This is a genomic window from Nocardia sp. JCM 34519.1 (assembly GCF_020361265.1).
Classification (GTDB): Bacteria; Actinomycetota; Actinomycetes; order Mycobacteriales; family Mycobacteriaceae; genus Nocardia; species Nocardia arthritidis_A.
The window spans coordinates 456465-472575 of sequence record NZ_JAIRBR010000004.1 but is presented as its reverse complement, the minus strand read 5'-3'; the positions used below and the strand labels follow the sequence as shown (position 1 = coordinate 472575).

At 66.5% G+C, this 16111-nt stretch carries 20 protein-coding genes; 4 read left to right on the top strand and 16 right to left on the bottom strand.

Going from position 1 to position 16111, the window contains the following annotated elements; genetic code table 11:
- Positions 1-51 precede the first annotated feature (51 nt).
- The 6 genes from era to LGY53_RS14240 all read right to left on the bottom strand — a co-directional run bounded on the left by era (position 52) and on the right by LGY53_RS14240 (position 5490).
- Entirely contained in the window at positions 52-960 is a 909-nt protein-coding gene (era, locus tag LGY53_RS14265; RefSeq protein WP_167473368.1) for a GTPase Era, read from the bottom strand.
- Positions 953-1312, bottom strand: a complete 360-nt coding sequence (locus LGY53_RS14260; RefSeq protein ID WP_225727147.1) for a cytidine deaminase — start codon at positions 1310-1312, stop codon at positions 953-955. The genes era and LGY53_RS14260 overlap by 8 nt, the downstream gene beginning before the upstream one ends.
- Positions 1305-2657 (bottom strand): hemolysin family protein, encoded by a 1353-nt coding sequence (locus LGY53_RS14255; protein ID WP_225727146.1) that lies wholly within the window; start codon positions 2655-2657, stop codon positions 1305-1307. Before LGY53_RS14255 ends, LGY53_RS14260 begins: the two co-directional genes overlap by 8 nt.
- Positions 2654-3202, bottom strand: coding sequence for an rRNA maturation RNase YbeY (gene ybeY, locus LGY53_RS14250; RefSeq protein ID WP_167473365.1), 549 nt, complete (start codon positions 3200-3202; stop codon positions 2654-2656). Before ybeY ends, LGY53_RS14255 begins: the two co-directional genes overlap by 4 nt.
- 23 nt (positions 3203-3225) lie before the next feature.
- Positions 3226-4287, bottom strand: a complete 1062-nt coding sequence (locus tag LGY53_RS14245) for a PhoH family protein (protein ID WP_167479146.1) — start codon at positions 4285-4287, stop codon at positions 3226-3228.
- Positions 4288-4587: 300 nt separating this feature from the next.
- A complete protein-coding gene (locus tag LGY53_RS14240) occupies positions 4588-5490 on the bottom strand; it encodes a LysR family transcriptional regulator (RefSeq protein WP_225727145.1) in 903 nt (300 codons plus the stop codon).
- 88 nt (positions 5491-5578) lie between these two features.
- Here LGY53_RS14240 and LGY53_RS14235 point away from each other — a divergent pair, with 88 nt between their 5' ends.
- From LGY53_RS14235 to LGY53_RS14225, 3 genes are read left to right on the top strand one after another with little or no spacing between them, the layout of a single operon-like run.
- On the top strand, positions 5579-6823 hold the full coding sequence (locus tag LGY53_RS14235) for an MFS transporter (protein ID WP_225727144.1): 1245 nt from the start codon (positions 5579-5581) through the stop codon (positions 6821-6823).
- Positions 6824-6858: 35 nt separating this feature from the next.
- Entirely contained in the window at positions 6859-7170 is a 312-nt protein-coding gene (locus LGY53_RS14230; RefSeq protein ID WP_225727143.1) for a zinc ribbon domain-containing protein, read from the top strand.
- 43 nt (positions 7171-7213) lie between these two features.
- A complete protein-coding gene (locus tag LGY53_RS14225) occupies positions 7214-7507 on the top strand; it encodes a carbohydrate-binding module family 14 protein (RefSeq protein WP_167473361.1) in 294 nt (97 codons plus the stop codon).
- Positions 7508-7513: 6 nt separating this feature from the next.
- Here the strand turns inward: LGY53_RS14225 and LGY53_RS14220 are convergent, their stop codons facing one another.
- Entirely contained in the window at positions 7514-8437 is a 924-nt protein-coding gene (locus tag LGY53_RS14220) for an alpha/beta fold hydrolase (RefSeq protein ID WP_225727142.1), read from the bottom strand.
- Positions 8438-8620: 183 nt separating this feature from the next.
- On the opposite strand from LGY53_RS14220, the gene LGY53_RS14215 reads away from it, so the two are divergent.
- The gene (locus tag LGY53_RS14215) at positions 8621-9052 is read left to right on the top strand and encodes a pyridoxamine 5'-phosphate oxidase family protein (RefSeq protein WP_225727141.1); all 432 of its coding nucleotides are present in this window, start codon (positions 8621-8623) and stop codon (positions 9050-9052) included.
- Between the two features lie 117 nt (positions 9053-9169).
- Here LGY53_RS14215 and LGY53_RS14210 read toward each other — a convergent pair whose 3' ends face one another.
- The 9 genes from LGY53_RS14210 to LGY53_RS14170 form a co-directional block, all read right to left on the bottom strand.
- Positions 9170-9532 carry a hypothetical protein gene (locus LGY53_RS14210; protein ID WP_225727140.1) on the bottom strand — a complete coding sequence of 121 codons (363 nt, stop codon included), beginning with the start codon at positions 9530-9532 and terminating at the stop codon, positions 9170-9172.
- Between the two features lie 149 nt (positions 9533-9681).
- Complete coding sequence (locus LGY53_RS14205) at positions 9682-10080, bottom strand: nitroreductase family deazaflavin-dependent oxidoreductase (protein WP_225727139.1); 399 nt, start codon at positions 10078-10080, stop codon at positions 9682-9684.
- Between the two features lie 78 nt (positions 10081-10158).
- Positions 10159-10542 (bottom strand): hypothetical protein, encoded by a 384-nt coding sequence (locus tag LGY53_RS14200; protein ID WP_225727138.1) that lies wholly within the window; start codon positions 10540-10542, stop codon positions 10159-10161.
- Positions 10543-10604: 62 nt separating this feature from the next.
- Positions 10605-11345 (bottom strand): 16S rRNA (uracil(1498)-N(3))-methyltransferase, encoded by a 741-nt coding sequence (locus tag LGY53_RS14195; protein ID WP_225727137.1) that lies wholly within the window; start codon positions 11343-11345, stop codon positions 10605-10607.
- Between the two features lie 5 nt (positions 11346-11350).
- The gene (gene dnaJ / locus LGY53_RS14190) at positions 11351-12505 is read right to left on the bottom strand and encodes a molecular chaperone DnaJ (protein WP_225727136.1); all 1155 of its coding nucleotides are present in this window, start codon (positions 12503-12505) and stop codon (positions 11351-11353) included.
- Between the two features lie 129 nt (positions 12506-12634).
- A complete protein-coding gene (hrcA, locus tag LGY53_RS14185; protein WP_167473354.1) occupies positions 12635-13669 on the bottom strand; it encodes a heat-inducible transcriptional repressor HrcA in 1035 nt (344 codons plus the stop codon).
- A gap of 530 nt (positions 13670-14199) precedes the next feature.
- Positions 14200-14535 (bottom strand): hypothetical protein, encoded by a 336-nt coding sequence (locus tag LGY53_RS14180; RefSeq protein ID WP_225727135.1) that lies wholly within the window; start codon positions 14533-14535, stop codon positions 14200-14202.
- A 165-nt stretch (positions 14536-14700) separates the two neighbouring features.
- The gene (locus LGY53_RS44140) at positions 14701-15003 is read right to left on the bottom strand and encodes a DUF4254 domain-containing protein (protein ID WP_225727134.1); all 303 of its coding nucleotides are present in this window, start codon (positions 15001-15003) and stop codon (positions 14701-14703) included.
- 399 nt (positions 15004-15402) lie between these two features.
- Positions 15403-15861 (bottom strand): DNA-directed RNA polymerase subunit beta, encoded by a 459-nt coding sequence (locus tag LGY53_RS14170; RefSeq protein WP_225727133.1) that lies wholly within the window; start codon positions 15859-15861, stop codon positions 15403-15405.
- Positions 15862-16111: the final 250 nt, after the last annotated feature.

Sequence of the window (16111 nt, the reverse complement as noted above, 5' to 3'; positions counted from 1 at the left end):
TGTCGTACGACACTTTCGGACAGCACAACCAGCCGGTCCAAAATAGTCGCCTCAGAAGCCCAGTTTGCCCAACTGTTTCGGGTCGCGCTGCCAGTCCTTGGCCACCTTCACATGCAGATGTAGGTAAATCCGCACACCAAGGATGTGCTCGATCTGTTTGCGGGCATTGGTACCAACCTCTTTCAACCGCGCCCCACCCTTACCGATAATGATCGCCTTCTGACTCGGACGTTCAACGTACAGCAGGGCGTGCACGTCGAGCATGTCTTCGTTTTCCTCGCGCGGCAGCACCTCTTCGATGACCACGGCGAGCGAATGCGGTAGCTCGTCGCGCACGCCTTCCAGCGCGGCCTCGCGGATGAGCTCGGCCATGAGGGTTTCCTCCGGCTCGTCGGTTAGCTCACCGTCGGGGTAGAAGGCCGGGCCCTCAGGCATTTTCGCGGCGATGACGTCGACGAGTACCTCGACCTGTTCGCCGCGCACCGCCGACACCGGCACCACCTCGGCCTCCGGGCCGAGCAGTTCGGAGGTGGCGATCAGCTGCTGGGCGATCTGATCGCGGCTCACCTTGTCGATCTTGGTGACGACGCCGATCAGCGTGGTCTTGGGCGCCATCTGCTTGACCTGCTGCACGATCCAGCGGTCGCCGGGCCCGATCTTCTCGTCGGCCGGAATGCAGAGGGCGATCACGTCGACCTCCGAATACGTATCGCGCACAAGGTCGTTCAGCCGCTGACCGAGCAGGGTCCGCGGCCGGTGCAGGCCCGGAGTGTCGACCAGGATGAGCTGGGCGTGCTCCCGGTGCACGATGCCGCGGATGGTGTGCCTGGTGGTCTGCGGCCGCGACGAGGTGATCGCGATCTTGGCACCGACGAGCGCATTGGTCAGCGTCGACTTGCCGGTATTCGGCCGGCCGACGAAACATACGAAGCCCGAACGGAATTCGCTGGCCTCAGCCATCCTGCACCACCGAATCGACGGTATCGTCGACGATGTCGAACACCGCACCGGCCTTGTCGGTGAATACGATCCGGGCACCGGTGGACACCTCGCGCACCGCGGTGATCCCCGGGTCGGACAGCCGTCCGGCGACCACCACGGCCGCCTCGAAACCCTCTGCGCCACTGGAGATCGCGGCCGCCACCGCCGCCTGCAGCGCGGTCAGCCGCAGCGCGCCGAGGCAGACTTCGCCCGCCGCGTAGGTGCGGCCGTCGGTATCGCGGATCGCCGCGCCGCTCGCACCGCCGGTGCGGCCGAGCGCACCGCGGGCCAGCGTCACCAACTTGGTATCCTCGGCATCCAACTCAGTCATCGGTTTCTCCATCCTCGTCGCGTTTTCGCTTGCTGCCGTTGCTTTTTCGACCACTGCCGTTGACATCGGACTCGGCGGGCGCCTCGGATCGCTCCGGCGCCCGCTTCACAACCACCGTGTTCACCCGCATCCGTCCACGCGCGTCGGCCTCACCCTCGCCCCGCAGAACCAGCCCGTGCACAACGACTTTCGAGCCGGGCAGCGGCACCCGGCCGAGTTCGTGGGCGAGCAGCCCGCCGACGGTGTCGACATCCTCTTCTTCGATCTCCAGGCCGTACAGTTCGCCGAGATCCTCCACCGGCAGCCGGGCCGACACCCGATAGCGTCCGCCGCCGAGGTCCTGTATGGGTGGGGTTTCGTCGATGTCGTACTCGTCGGCGATCTCCCCGACTATCTCCTCCAGCACGTCCTCGATGGTGACCAGTCCGGCGATACCACCGTATTCGTCCACCAGCAGCGCCATATGGTTACGCCGCCTTTGCATTTCGTCGAGGAGGCTGTCCAGGGGTTTGGAGTCGGGCACGAAGACGGCGGGGCGCATCACCTGCCGCACCTGCACCTTGCGCGCACGATCGGCGTGCGGCACAAGGTCTTTCAGATACACGACGCCGAGAATATCGTCCACGTTCTCGCCGATCACCGGAATCCGCGAGTGACCGCTGCGCACCGCGAGCGACATCGCCTGTGCGGCAGTCTTGTCCGCCTCGATCCACACCATCTCGGTGCGCGGCACCATCACCGCGCGCGCCGGGGTGTCGCCCAATTCGAAGACGGACTGGATCATCCGTCGCTCCTCGGCGTCCACCACCCCGCGCTCGCCCGCCATATCGACGACTTCGCGCAGTTCGATCTCGGAAGCGAAGGGGCCGTTGCGAAAACCCTTACCCGGGGTGATCGCGTTACCCAGCAGGATCAGCAGCCGCGAGACCGGCCCGAGCAGCGCGCCGATGAACTGCAGCGGCAGCGCCGCGCCCAGCGCGATCGAATACGCATGCTGGCGTCCCAAAGTCCTTGGCCCGACCCCGATTACGACGTAGTCGACGACCACCATCACCAAAGCCGTGATGAGCAGCGCCCAGTCGTCCTCCATCACGGTGATGAGCCCGGCCGCCAACAGCACCGTCGCGGTGATCTCGCACAGAATGCGCAGCAGCACCATGAGATTCACGTAGCGCGGCCGGTCGGCGATGATCCGGCTCAACCGCACCGCGCCGCCGCGATCGGCGCGCACCAGGTCGTCCACCCGTGCGGGCGAGATGGTGTTCAGCGCCGAATCGATGCCCGCGAACGCGCCACCGACGGGCACCAGCACGATCGCCAGCAGGATCAGGGTGAACGCATTCACGCGGGCGCTTCACCCGGACTGGTGAAGCCGGTCTTGCCGAGCAGGCGGGCGTCGCGTTCGGCGAGTTCGGCCCGCAGCGCCGCCTCGCGCAGGCTCTCGTACCACTCGTCGAGCAGCCGGGCCTGCAGCGCGAACATCTCCTTTTCCTCCTCGGGCTCGGCGTGGTCGTAGCCGAGCAGATGGAGGACGCCGTGCACGGTGAGCAGCGCTAGTTCGTGCTGCAGCGAGTGGCCGGCCTTGCGCGCCTGGCCCGCGGCGAATTCGGGACAGAGCACGATATCGCCGAGCATGGACGGCCCCGGTTCGGCGCTGTCGGGCCTGCCGCCCGGCTCCAGCTCGTCCATCGGGAACGACATGACATCGGTCGGGCCGGGCAGGTCCATCCAGCGCATGTGCAGGTCGGCCATGGTGTCGAGATCGACGAGCACCATCGACAGCTCGGCGGCCGGGTGCACGTCCATCCGGCCGATCACGAAGCGTGCGACGCTGACCAGATCCTCTTCGGGTACATCGATACCCGACTCGTTGGCGATCTCGATACTCACCCGAACAGCGTAGGCGACCGCACTTACCTGCGGTCTCCCCGGCTCGCGGCGCGGCGCTGCGCCCGGTTGCCCGGATAGTGCGCGCCGACCGGCGGCCGGGTTTCGGACTCGAATCGGTCGTATGCGTCGACGATCTCCGAGACCAGCCGGTGCCGCACCACATCGCTGCTGGTGAGCTGCGCGAAGTGGATATCGTCGATCTCGGTGAGGATCTCCGACGCCGCACGCAGGCCCGAACGGGCTCCCGTGGGCAGATCGACCTGGGTGACGTCACCGGTGACCACGATCTTGGAGCCGAAACCGAGCCGGGTGAGGAACATCTTCATCTGCTCGGCCGTGGTGTTCTGCGCCTCGTCCAGGATGATGAAGGAATCGTTCAGCGTGCGACCGCGCATATAGGCCAGCGGCGCCACCTCGATGACGCCCGCGGCCATCAGCTTCGGAATGGCCTCCGGATCCATCATGTCGTGCAGTGCGTCGTACAGCGGACGTAGGTACGGGTCGATCTTCTCGTTGAGCGTGCCGGGTAGGAAGCCGAGCCGCTCGCCCGCCTCCACCGCGGGACGGGTGAGGATGATCCGGTTGACCTGCTTGGTCTGCAGCGCCTGCACGGCCTTCGCCATGGCCAGGTACGTCTTGCCGGTACCGGCCGGGCCGATGCCGAACACGATGGTGTTGGCGTCGATCGCGTCGACGTAGCGCTTCTGATTCAGCGTCTTGGGCCGGATGGTCTTGCCGCGCCGGGACAGAATGTCCAGGCTGAGCACTTCCGCAGGTGATTCCGAGGTGCCCTCGGTGAGCATCGAAACGGTATGCCGCACCGCCTCCGGTGTCACCACTCGGTTGCGACCGGTCAGCGCGACGAGCTGTTCGATCACACGCTCCGCCAAGGCGACATCGGCCGCCTTGCCGGTGAGTGTGACCGCGTTGCCGCGGACATGGATATCCGCATCCAACAACTGCTCCAGTTCACGCAGATTCTGGTCAGCCGAACCGAGAAACGGGAACACGGATTCGGGAGCGAGTTCGATGCTGGAGCGCACGGTGCGTGCTGCTGGGCCCGAACCATTGTCACCAGTACCGATACCTGCAGTGGGGGTGGTCGGGTCGCCGATCTCGCCTTGTGTTCTCAAAAGGGGCTATGGCCTGCTTTCCGGTCTCGACAGCTGTTTCTTGGTGAAAGTTTAACGCCGCCCACCGACACCGCCCAGTGAATAAGCGGCTACCGGTCGATGGCGTAACGAGGGTGTTCCCTTACGGTGACCCACCCAACCCCTCCAGTACTAAATGCCCCGGATTCGCACGGTATTCCGGGACGGACGCTACCGCGTTCCGCGCTTGGCGATACCGCATGAGGCAGCGGTTTGGCAGCGGCGCGGAGCGGTTCACGGCCGCAGCGCGCGTTCGTCGCGGCGGTTTTTGGCCCAGTCGACCGCGAAATCCCGGAAGCGGCGCACCGCGTCCGACGGTGTCGCGGTGGCCGACCAGATCAGCCCGATATCGCGGAATCCGCCCGCGTCGGCCAGCGCGACCGTGGTCAGGCCCGGCGGCATCGGGTCGCCGAGCGGCAGCAGCGCGATACCGAGTCCGGCCGCGACGAGACCGGCGACGGTCATCAGATCGCTGGATTCGAAGGCGATGCGCGGCCGGATATCCGCGGCGGCGCACAGGTCGTCGAAGATGCGGCGCATGCCGTAGCGCGGATGCATGGTGATGAATTCGGCGTCGGCGAGGTCGGCCATCCGCACCTGCCTGCGCCCGGCGAGCCGGTGTTCGTTCGGCACCGCGAGCACCAGCGGTTGATGCAGCAGGCTGCGCCAGCCGATACCGGCGAGTCCGGGGCGCGGTGAGACGATGCCGAGGTCGGCTTCCCCATCGAGCACCTGCTGCGCGCAGATCTCGGCGCCGCCCTGCCACAGCTCGAAGGTGACCCGGCCGGAGGTCCGGCGGAATCCGGAGATCAACTGCGGCACCAGCATATGTCCGAACGAATGCGGGAACGACAGGCGCACAATGCCTTTCGCGGGGCTAAGCCGGTCGGCGATGGCCTGCTCGCCGGCCCGGAGTTCGGCGCGGGCCCGCCGCGCGTGCTCGTAGTAGATCCGGCCGAAGTCGTTGAGCGCGATGCGTTTTCCGTGCCGGTCGAACAGTTCGGCGCCGAGCCTGCGTTCCAGCCTGCCCAGCATTCGCGACAGCGTCGGCTGCGCGATGTGCAGCCGCTGCGCCGCCGCGCTCACCCGCTCCAGTTCGGCGAGTGTCGTGAACCACTCCAGATCCTCGCCAAGCACGGTCCCTCCTCGCTATATGCGTATGGTGCATTATTTTGGCCAAGTTTATTCATTTCCATGGCTAACGGCCAGCGTTCAGCCTTGAGCTATGTCCCCGGATCAACGCGTTTCGACCATCGGCGATGCACACGTCTCGAAACGCCGGATCGACCGGCCCACCCATGAAAAGCGAATCATCAGAGCGCTTTTCGCGGCAGGGCTGACCACGTTCGCGTCGATGTACAGCGCCCAGGCGCTGCTGCCGAGCTTCTCCGCGGCGTTCGGGGCCACACCCGCCCAATCGGCGCTCGCGGTCTCGCTCACCACCGGATGCCTGGCGCTGGCCATCATCCCGGTGAGCGCGCTGGCCTCCCGGATCGGCCGGACCCGGGTGATGATCTGGTCATCGATCACGGCGACCGTCCTCGGGCTATTGCTGCCGTTCTGCCCGTCGCTACAGGTTTTGCTCGCGGTGCGCGCGTTGCAGGGGATCGCGCTGGCGGGCGTACCCGCGGTGGCGATGGCCTATCTCGCCGAGGAGATCGGCGCCGCGGGATTGGGGGCGGCGATGGGCGTCTACATCGCGGGCAACACCATCGGCGGACTCGCCGGACGATTGATCCCGGCGCTCACCCTCGAGGTCGCGTCGTGGCGCTGGGCCGAGGCGGCGATCGCCGTCGCCGCGGCGACATGCACGATCTGGTTCATCCGAGATCTGCCGCCGTCCCGCGGCTTCGTGCCGCGACCGGCCGGATTACGAACGGTGGCAACGGATCTCGTTGGTCAGCTGCGACACCCCGGACTGCTCGCGCTGTTCGGGCTCGCCTTCGTGCTGATGGGCGGCTTCGTCTCGGTCTACAACTTCCTCGGCTACCGGCTGACCCGCCCCCCGTTCGAATTGTCCTCGGGCATCGCCGGTTCGATCTTCGTGTTCTATCTCGCGGGCACCGTCACCTCCACCGCCGCAGGCCATCTCGCGGACCGGCACGGGCCGCCCCGGGTGCTCACCGCATCTATCGTCACGATGGCCGTGGGGATCTCGCTGACCATCCCGGATCGGCTGGTAACCCTGCTCATCGGTGTATTGCTCTACACCGCGGGCTTTTTCGCCGCGCACACGGTGGCGAGTGCATGGGTCGGCAGGCTCGCGGAGAATCGGGGGGCCGCCTCCTCGCTCTATCTCTTCGCCTACTACCTCGGCAGCGCCCTCGTCGGCGGCTCGACCGGACTCGCCTTCGCCGCAGGTGGTTGGCTCGGGCTCACCCTCTGTGTCGGCGCGCTGCTCGTGGTCGCGGTGCTACTGCTGTGCGCCTTGACGCACCGGAATACCACCGCGGAACCGGTGAACGGGTAAGGTCTGCACCGCAACATTCCATTACTGGGGGTTCCATGCTCATCTGGGGCTGGCGGCGCTACGTACGCACCTTGGCCATGATCACTTTCGTCTGCGGCAACTGCCGCAACCCGTCCGCGCACGCGCTGCGCGAATTAGTCACCAAGTTCACGCTGTTCTTCATTCCGCTGTTCCCCGTGAGCACCAAACATGAACTGCAGTGCACTTTTTGCGGAGTCCAGTCCAGGGTGCCCTCCCAGGACGTGCCGAACCTGCTCGCTCAGGCCCACGCCCAGAATATGCCGCAGAACGGCTATTCTCAGCCGCAGCCGACCGGCCAGAACGCACCCTGGCCGCCGCAGCGGTAACGAAACACCCTGTGCCCCGGGCACATACAGTCAGGACAAGGCAATGAAACGCACCATAACGGCGGGCCTGCTCGCCGCAGGCTTCCTAGCCGCGCCCGCAATCGCCTACGCGGAACCGCCGATTCCGTGGGAGACAACAAAACCGAACGCGGAGGCGGGCTGCACCGATCCCGGCCAGCGCTACGCCCCCGGCGAGCGTTTCAACGAGTACTGGCGCTGCGGCCGCGACGGCGTCGCCTACTTGAAGAACTGCGACGGCGGATTCCTTTGGGACGTAAGGACCGATCGCTGCGATTGGCCCCAAATCGCGCATCCGGAACTGTTCCCACCCGCCTAGCAGCCGTCAGCGGGCGGCACGATCGAGCAGGTCTCGAATGGCCTGCACGATCTCGTCCGCGGCGTCGGTCTGCAAGGTGCCGTGGCTGGCGTGGGTGACCGCCCGGTACTCGCCTCGGGGTACCGAATCGGCCATGGCCTGATAGACCCGCTGTTTCGCCTCGGTGAGCTCGCGCAGACCCGATCGCCCGTAGTACAACCGCATGCCGGGATCCGTGCCGAGTGCGGCGAGCACGATGGTCGGCACATCGGGAGCATCTGCACCGCAGCGTATTTCGTCGATCACCGTGGTCATGTCGGCGCGCTCGCGGGCGGCGATCAGATTCCATTCGAGGCTCGCGTGCCCGGCGAGCAGCGCTCGTCTTATTCGAATGGGCCAGTCGGCGAGCTGCTTTCGGAGCAGCAGCCGGATGAACAGCCCCTGCAGCCGTAGTTGCAGCGGGCCGGGAACGGGCGCCGGACGGATCCTCAGCTTTTCCGGCATGTGGGCGTCCCACTCCTCGCCCACTACATCGGCCGCGAGCACACCGGCCACCTCGTCCGGAAACAGCTGCCCGAATCGGCGAACGTAGACGCCGCCGAGCGAATGCCCTACCAGCACATAGGGTCCGGGAATTCCAGCCACTCGCAGCAGATCTCGTAACTCGGTCGCGACTTCCGTTGCGGTTCTCGGTAATTCGAGCCGGTCGCTCCATCCGGTACCGCCCCGGTCGTACAGCACCGACGTCGTCCACTGCGCCACCCGGCGGTGAATGTTCAACCAGTCCAAGCCGACTCCGCCCGCGCCCGGCAGGAAAACCACCGCCGGTCCGCCGCTACCCGAGCGTTCCAAGAACAGACTGCGACCGTCGACCGTGTAGTGCCGACCGAGCCCTGGCTCCGGCGCGACCAATGGACCGAAACCCTGCAACTTCTCCCCACCAGTAATCATACGCATGAATATACGCATAGATGCGTCGCAGCGCGAGTGCCGATCGGCTCGCCGGGCGCGAATCTCGTTGTGCCAACGGTCATATGCTCACGAATCGACGCCGACTACCCCGTGGCAAACGTCGACAAGCGCGTGTCAGCGGGATACGGGAATAACAGCACCGATCGGAGTGTTCCGACTCACATGCCAAAACCGTTCACGGAGGCCGAACGTCAGGAATTCCTCGCGGGCAAGCATATTGCCGTGCTGTCGGTCGCGGCGTCCGACGGACGCCCGCCCGCGACCGTCCCGATCTGGTACGACTACACCCCCGGCGGCGATATCAGGATCAATACCGGTTCCGAGCGCCGCAAAGCGCGCCTCATCCGGGAGGCCGGCGCGGTGACCGTCACCGTCCAGCGCGAAGAGCTGCCCTACCAGTACGTCATCGTGGAAGGCACCGTCATCGACGCGACCACCCCATCCCCGCGGGAGGCCCGAGAGGCGATCGCCACCCGCTACCTAGGCCCGGAAAAAGCACGCGCCTTCGTCGACAGAATGGACGGCACCAAATCCGTTCTGTTCACCATCCGTCCCGACCGCTGGATAACCCAGGACTACTCGGGCGACCTCTGAAACTCGCTCAGCCCCAGCCGAATCGGTCCCGAGTCAGCACGTGTTGGTCGACGACGATTCGAATTGGCTTGGGCGGCATGGACTTCCAAAGCGCACCCCGAATGCGGCGTCGAGCGCTCACGACGCCGCATCGTGGCCTGTCTGTGCCGAATCACGCTGTTCGGTGATCCGGCGGCGGATCTCATCCCACGACACGGGCAATTCGTCGACCGAGGCGTTGAAGAACACGAAAGTCGCTTCCCGCATAACCTTTCGCTTGCGCTCGATAGTCGACTTGTGCGGTTCGGAACCCGCATAGGCGTAGATGGCCGCCTTGTCCTGCCATGCCGAGTACGTCCAGAACGTGCGCTTCGGCATCTCCGCCTTCAAGGCGACGCCCAGCGCCCCTGGCGAGCGGCGGGCCTGCCGCCACAGCGCCAGCGAAGCAATCAGAAATCCGGGCACGTCGAGCAGCGACTTGACCTCGAGTCGCGAGGCCATGCATTGGACCTCGGGTGTCGTGGGCGTGCCGACTGTCGTCCATGGAAGCGTGGGCATGGTCGCTCTTTCGATGCGAGGGCAACGGCGGTCCGCCGGATGACACCACCATATTCCACAGTGGGATATACCCCTGTCAAGGGCCGCCGTTCTCAGTTCCGCTCGATGTCGACGACGAAGACGCCGAATCGCCTCCCCATCATTCGCGCGATGGCCGGGAGCTCCGCGCCGCCCGTGCCGCGCTCGATAATCCGCGGATTCGTCGCATGCCAGGTGCGGCCGGAGTAGCGCACCCGGGCCTCCCCCGCCGCGCGCACATTCCGCACCCAGTCGGTGATTCCATGCCCGAGCACCACCGCCAGCTTCCCGTCGAACCTGAGCACGTTCACCGGGGTCGAATACTGTTTGCCCGATTTCCGCCCTCGATGCTCGATCACCGCGAACATCGGCAGATACGGCCCGACCCGCCGCACCACCGGATTCATATACTTCAGCTGAAGCCGATCGACCCAGGCGGGAAAGATCGACGAAGCGTCCGCGCGAGCTGTCATCGTGTGCCCCTTCCGAATACAGTCTCTGACAGACTAATCGGCCTTGCCCCGCCACGCATCCGCCCGTGGGCGCAGACCTCAGCGCAGGTCGAGGGCGAATCTCGCTGCCCCGACGGCCATATAGCTGCCGGTCAACCCGACCATGCTGAGCGCGATCGGACGCGCCACGTCACCGCGCACCAGATGCGCCGCGCCATGCACGGTGTCGATGACGTCCACCATCAGCGCGAGCCGCTGCAACCGCACCCGCTCGGTCTCGGACGCCCCGAGATACCCGAGCCCGAGCGCAATCGCCCGCGCACCGAAAATCCTTGTCATATAGGTCAATTCGGGTGTAGGTCGAATCCCGAAGAGTCGAGCCGTGCCCCTCGGCGCGGCGAGCGAAACCACCCCGAGCGCGATCCGCCCGAAAGCCAACCCCCGCAACGCCGAACCCAACCGCGAATCCGTGTTCATAGCCATACCCGCAGCCTGGCCCGCATCCCGGCCGAAGTCGATTACCTACCAGGTAAAGCGCGCGAGCCTCACCAGCGCGGCGTCAGCGCACCCAATGCCCCGAGCGCCACCGCGGCGGCCGTCGACGTCCGCAAAACTGTTGGGCCCAAAAGGCTTACCGAAGCACCCGCCTCGGTGAACGCGTCGAGTTCCGAATCATCCAGTCCCCCTTCGGGACCCACGATGAGCAGGATCTCGGCGACCTTGTCGAACGGCAGCTCGGTGAACCGCGCCGCACCGGATTCGTGCAGCGCGACCGCGATTCCGCCGCGGCCGACCAGGTCACGAACCATCGCCATTACGTCCCGGGTGGCGTGCAGGCCGAGCACGTCGGGTATGTATGCGCGCCGCGACTGCCGAGCGGCCGAGCGCGCGGCGAGCCGCCACTTCTCGACGCCCTTGCGCGCCTTGCTTTCCCAGTTCGATACGCACCGCGACGCCTGCCACGGCACGATCCGGTCGGCCCCCGCCTCGGTCATCAATTCGACGGCCAGCTCCGACCGATCGGATTTCGGCAACGCCTGCACCACCGTCACCGATGGCGAAACCGGTTGCGCGACAACCCGGTCCAACACCCGCAGGTCGAGCCGGTCCTTGGCCGTCGCCACCACCTCCGATGTCGCGAGCAGGCCGCGGCCGTCGGACAGCGTGATCGGCTCGCCGACCCGGATCCGCCGTACGGTCGCCGCGTGCCGCCCCTCCGGCCCGTCCAGGACGGCGACCGAACCTACGGCGGGTATCTCGTCGAGGTAGAAAACCGTGGCGGCCAAGGATTTCAGCGCCCGCTGAACGAGGCGCGCAGCCGCGCGAACAGCCCGCTGTTGTGTTCGGACTGCGCCGACATCACCTCGGCCCGCTCCCGCTCGCGCAAGCCCTTGTACTTGCGCAGCAGTTCGGTCTGCTTGCCGTCGAGTTTGGTCGGGATCACGATATCCAAGTGCGCCAACAGATCTCCGCGCGCACCGGAACGCAGCCGCGGCATGCCGTGGCCGCGTAGCACCGAGACCTCGCCCGGCTGGGTGCCCGGCGCGATGGTCAGTTCGGTGGGCCCGTCCAGGATGGTGTCGATCACCACGGTGGTGCCGAGCGCGGCGTCCACCATCGGGACGCGCACGGTGCAGTGCAGATCGTCGCCGTCGCGGACGAATACGTCGTGCGGCTGTTCGACGATCTCCACGTACAGGTCGCCCGCGTGGCCGCCGCCGGGGCCGACCTCGCCCTGCGCGGCCAGCCGCACCCGCATACCGTTCGCGACACCGGCCGGAATCGGCGCGGCGATCTCCCGGCGCGCCCGCACCCGGCCGTCGCCGCCGCACTTGTGGCAGGGATCCGGGATGATCTCCCCCGCGCCGCGACAGGTCGGACACGGCCGCGAGGTGAGCACCTGGCCCAGGAACGACCGCTGCACCGACTGCACTTCGCCTGCGCCGCCGCAGGTTTCGCAGCGCACCGGCTTCGAATTGCCGTTGGTGCCCGCGCCCTGACACACATCGCAGAGGATCGCGGTGTCGACGGTGAGATGTTTGGTGACGCCGACCGCGCATTCGGCCAGGCTCAACCGGGTGCGGATCAGCGAGTCGGCGCCGGGCTGCACCCGGCCGCGCGGTTTGCGCTGGCCACCGCCGCCCCCGCTCATGCCGCCGAAGAACGCCTCGAAGACGTCACCCAGGCCGCCGAAGCCCGCACCGGTGAAGCCGCCGGCGCCGGCGCCGGATTCCAGCGGATCCCCACCCATGTCGACGATGCGCCGCTTCTCCGGATCGGTGAGCACCTCGTAGGCGGTGGACACCTCCTTGAAGCGGGCCTGCGCCGCCTCGTCCGGATTCACGTCGGGGTGGAGCTCCCGTGCCAGCTTGCGGTACGCGCGCTTGAGTTCCTGGTCGGTCGCGTTTTTGGAAACGCCGAGCAGTCCGTAGTAGTCCCGTGCCACTTGAGTTCTCTAGTCCTTGGTCGCTCTCCACAGTTCCGACTGGTGTGCCTGCACCACGCCGACCGACCAACATTAGTCGGATGCACTCAACTTTATCCGGCCGGGGTTACAGGCTAACAGCGAGACCGGTCAGCGTTCGGCGAGCACCTCGCCGATATAGCGGGCAACGGCCGCGACCGAGGCGATTGTTCCCGGGTAGTCCATCCGGGTGGGGCCGAGCACACCCATCCCGCCGAGCACGGCGCCTGCCGAGCCGTACCCGGTGGAGACCACGGAGGTGTTGCGCATCTGCTCCACCTGCGTCTCCTCGCCGATCCGGACGGTGACCGTGCCGGGATTCTGGGTCGCTGCCAACAGCTTGAGCACAACGACCTGCTCCTCCAGCGCCTCCAGCACCGCGCGCAGCGAACCGGGGAAGCCGAAATCGGCGGCGTTGCGGGTGAGGTTCGCGGTGCCGCCGAGCACGAGCCGCTCCTCCGGATGTTCGACCAGCGTCTCCACCAGCACCGTCGACACCCGGATCAGCACGTCGCGCAGCGGTTGCGGGGCCCGCTCCGGCAGTTCGGCGACCGCCGCCGAGGCCGCGGCCAGCCGTTTGCCGTCCATCGCGGTGCCGAGCATGGCGCGCAGGGCGGCCAGGTCGTCGTCGTCGACGAGTGCGCCGAGTTCCACCAGCCGCTGGTCGACGCGGCCGGTGTCGGTGATCACCACGAGCAGCAGCCGGGCCGGGTTGAGCGCGACCACCTCGATATGCCGGACCGTCGAGGCCGACACCGTCGGGTACTGCACCACCGCGACCTGCCTGGTGAGCTGGGCCAACAGGCGAACGCCCCGGCGCAGCACATCATCGAGGTCGACACCCGACTCCAGGAACTGCATGATCGCCCGCCGCTCGGCCGCCGACAGCGGCTTCACATCGGCGGCGATGCGGTCCACGAATTGGCGATACCCCTTGTCGGTGGGGACCCGTCCGGAGCTGGTGTGCGGCTGGGTGATGTAGCCCTCGGCCTCCAGCACCGCCATATCGTTGCGGATGGTCGCGCTGGAAACACCCAGATTATGGCGCTCCACAAGGGTTTTCGAGCCGATCGGCTCCTTGGTCGCGACATAGTCGGCGACGATCGCGCGCAGAACTTCGAAGCGCCGATCCTCGGTGCTCGACATTCGGCCCACCTCCTGCATTCGTCTCGACCACACCGCCCGATCGACCCGGTTTTAGCATCGATCGGCCTCGACTCACCGCACATCGCATACCACATGACGCGGTTCGTCTAACTAACCATTTTATCCGGGTACGCCCCGATTTCCGGTGTCGGCGTCCGGGGGGAACCTGATATCGCACGTCACGTTCGCCACATCCCGGCCGTACGGCCGCCCCCGAAACCGCGTAGTCGGCCTACATCGTCATGGGAATACGCCGTGTGGGATTGCATTCGCCCCGACGCGGTGTCGTCTTCTTGGCGGCGAGCCGCCGGATGATTGGCTGGCCGTGGATCCGGCCGCGCGGACCGGCGGGGGCGATACCTGATCAATCTCGGTGCCGCGGCGGCGACCATGGCCGCCCTGGCAACCACCCTGATCGTGTCGAACGGGCTGATCGCGTTCGGCGTCGGCGCGGGAGCGCCCGTGATTGTCGGGACAATGTTCTGTCATCGGGAACGCGATGCCGACCGAAATCGCTGAGGCGGTGGGGTTCAGCCCTGGTGTTTCCGGTCGCGACGGAGTTGTTCGATCGCGCTGGCGATCAGCGTGTCGCGGTCTGCGGTCGGGGATTTGCGGCGTTCGTATTCGATGAGACGGTCGGCGGTGGTGGAGTTGCCCATCACCATGCTGAGAAGTTGGCGGTAGTCGTCGTGAGTCGCGATCACCGGCAACTGTTTGGTCGGAGCGAGCGCCGGTTTCGCGAGGGCGGGCATCTCTTTCGTTGCCGCGGTGGGGCGTTGCGGCGCCGGTAGTGGCGCGGGCCGGGAATCGGGTTGAGGTTCGGCCGCTTTCGGCAGGTGTCTGCCGATCCATGCGGTGAACGCCATACGTATGGCACCGAAGAACTTTCGCAATGCGCACCCCGTTCGCACGGACCGGTGATCCGTCCCGTTTTCTCCTGACCGGGCACTCAGCATCGCAGCCACGCGGAAACCGGACATGCCCCGAAAAGCGTTGCCATCGGTTCGGGTCGCGAGTGCCGACGCGGACCGTCAGGTCATCGTGCCGGGAAGTCGGCGGCGGCCCGCGGCGAGTTCGGTGACGAGATCCTCGTAGGCGCAGGATAATTCGGCGAGTCGCTCCCACAGGAACCACAGCTCCCATTCGTCGTGCGCGGCCAGGGCGGTATAGGCGTGTGCGGTCAGGTAGGCGAGGCGGTCCAGCACCGAACCCAGTGTTTCGGTGTGCAGGTATGCCGCGCCGCGAACGGGTGGCACATGGATTTCGGCCCAGCGGTCGATGCGGGTGATCAGGTCCGCGCGGGATTCGGCGGCGCCGCACGGCGATCCCGTCACCGGCGATGCCGGATCAGACTCCGGCTTGCGGCTTGCCGATTCAGGACATGCCGAAGTGCTTGCGACGAGCTGACGTTCGTGCCAGCGGGTCAGCTGTCGCGCCGCCGTCAGGAGCGGGTGATCGGAGTCGAGTTCACCCCGGCACGCTTGCAGCACCTCGTATCTCGTTGGCAGAGCGCTATTCACCGCTCCCCCGTCCCGAGCCGACGAATCGCATCCCATGTGCCATTCTGGGATTTTCGAGATGGGCTCGCGGGTATGTGTTGCGGTTATCCGACTCTCGTTCGTTGCCCCGGATACGTTGCAGAGACATGTGGGCACCGCCCCGACGGGCGATTCGCGGATGACCGGCTGGCGAGCACATCAGTTTTGTTGCGGTGCAATCGTTTTCGAAATCGATCATCGGACCGCTCCGCGGACGCAGGTGCGCGCGGCGCGGACTATCACGGCGGCCGACGGACGGAAGGTGTCGCGCGGGGGAACAATCCAGGTGCGGTAGGTGGTAGCGGAGTCGGCCGGGGACGGGAGGGCTATTTCGCCGCCCAGGGGGACGATGGTTACGTCGAGGCGGAAGAGTTCGGCGGCCAGATCCGGATCGACGGTGAGGTCGGGGCGGCAGAGGAAAGTCCATCTGCGGGACCGGATGTGGGCCACGATCGGGCCGATTGCCAGGCCGCGGAAGAGAAGTTCGTCGCGCACCCGCTGACCGAGCCGGGCGGGCATGGTGATCCCGCCGACCACCCCCGCCTTCACCACGATTCGCCCCACCTCCGGATGGATTCCGGCGGGTAGGCCGCAGGTGCGCCGATAGTAGGCGCAGCGCGTGGCCGGCGTATCCGCGAAAGCTGGTTCGTCCATATCTGCCCCCTAGGAGATCTGTTCGTGCCGCGCCGGAAACGAGTGCGGCGCGCCCGACCGCACTGGACCTGAAGCCTTTGGCGCGGATATGGTTTCAGGACTTTCTGCGATGGCGACCGGGCGCGCGTTCAGTAGAGCACCGGTAATTGGGGCGAGGAATCTCTTCGACACACGGAACCGGCCGAATGGTCGCAAAGTTCCGATGGTTCCCGCAGCGAGGTTCCAGTTACGAACGCAACTGACTAGTGAG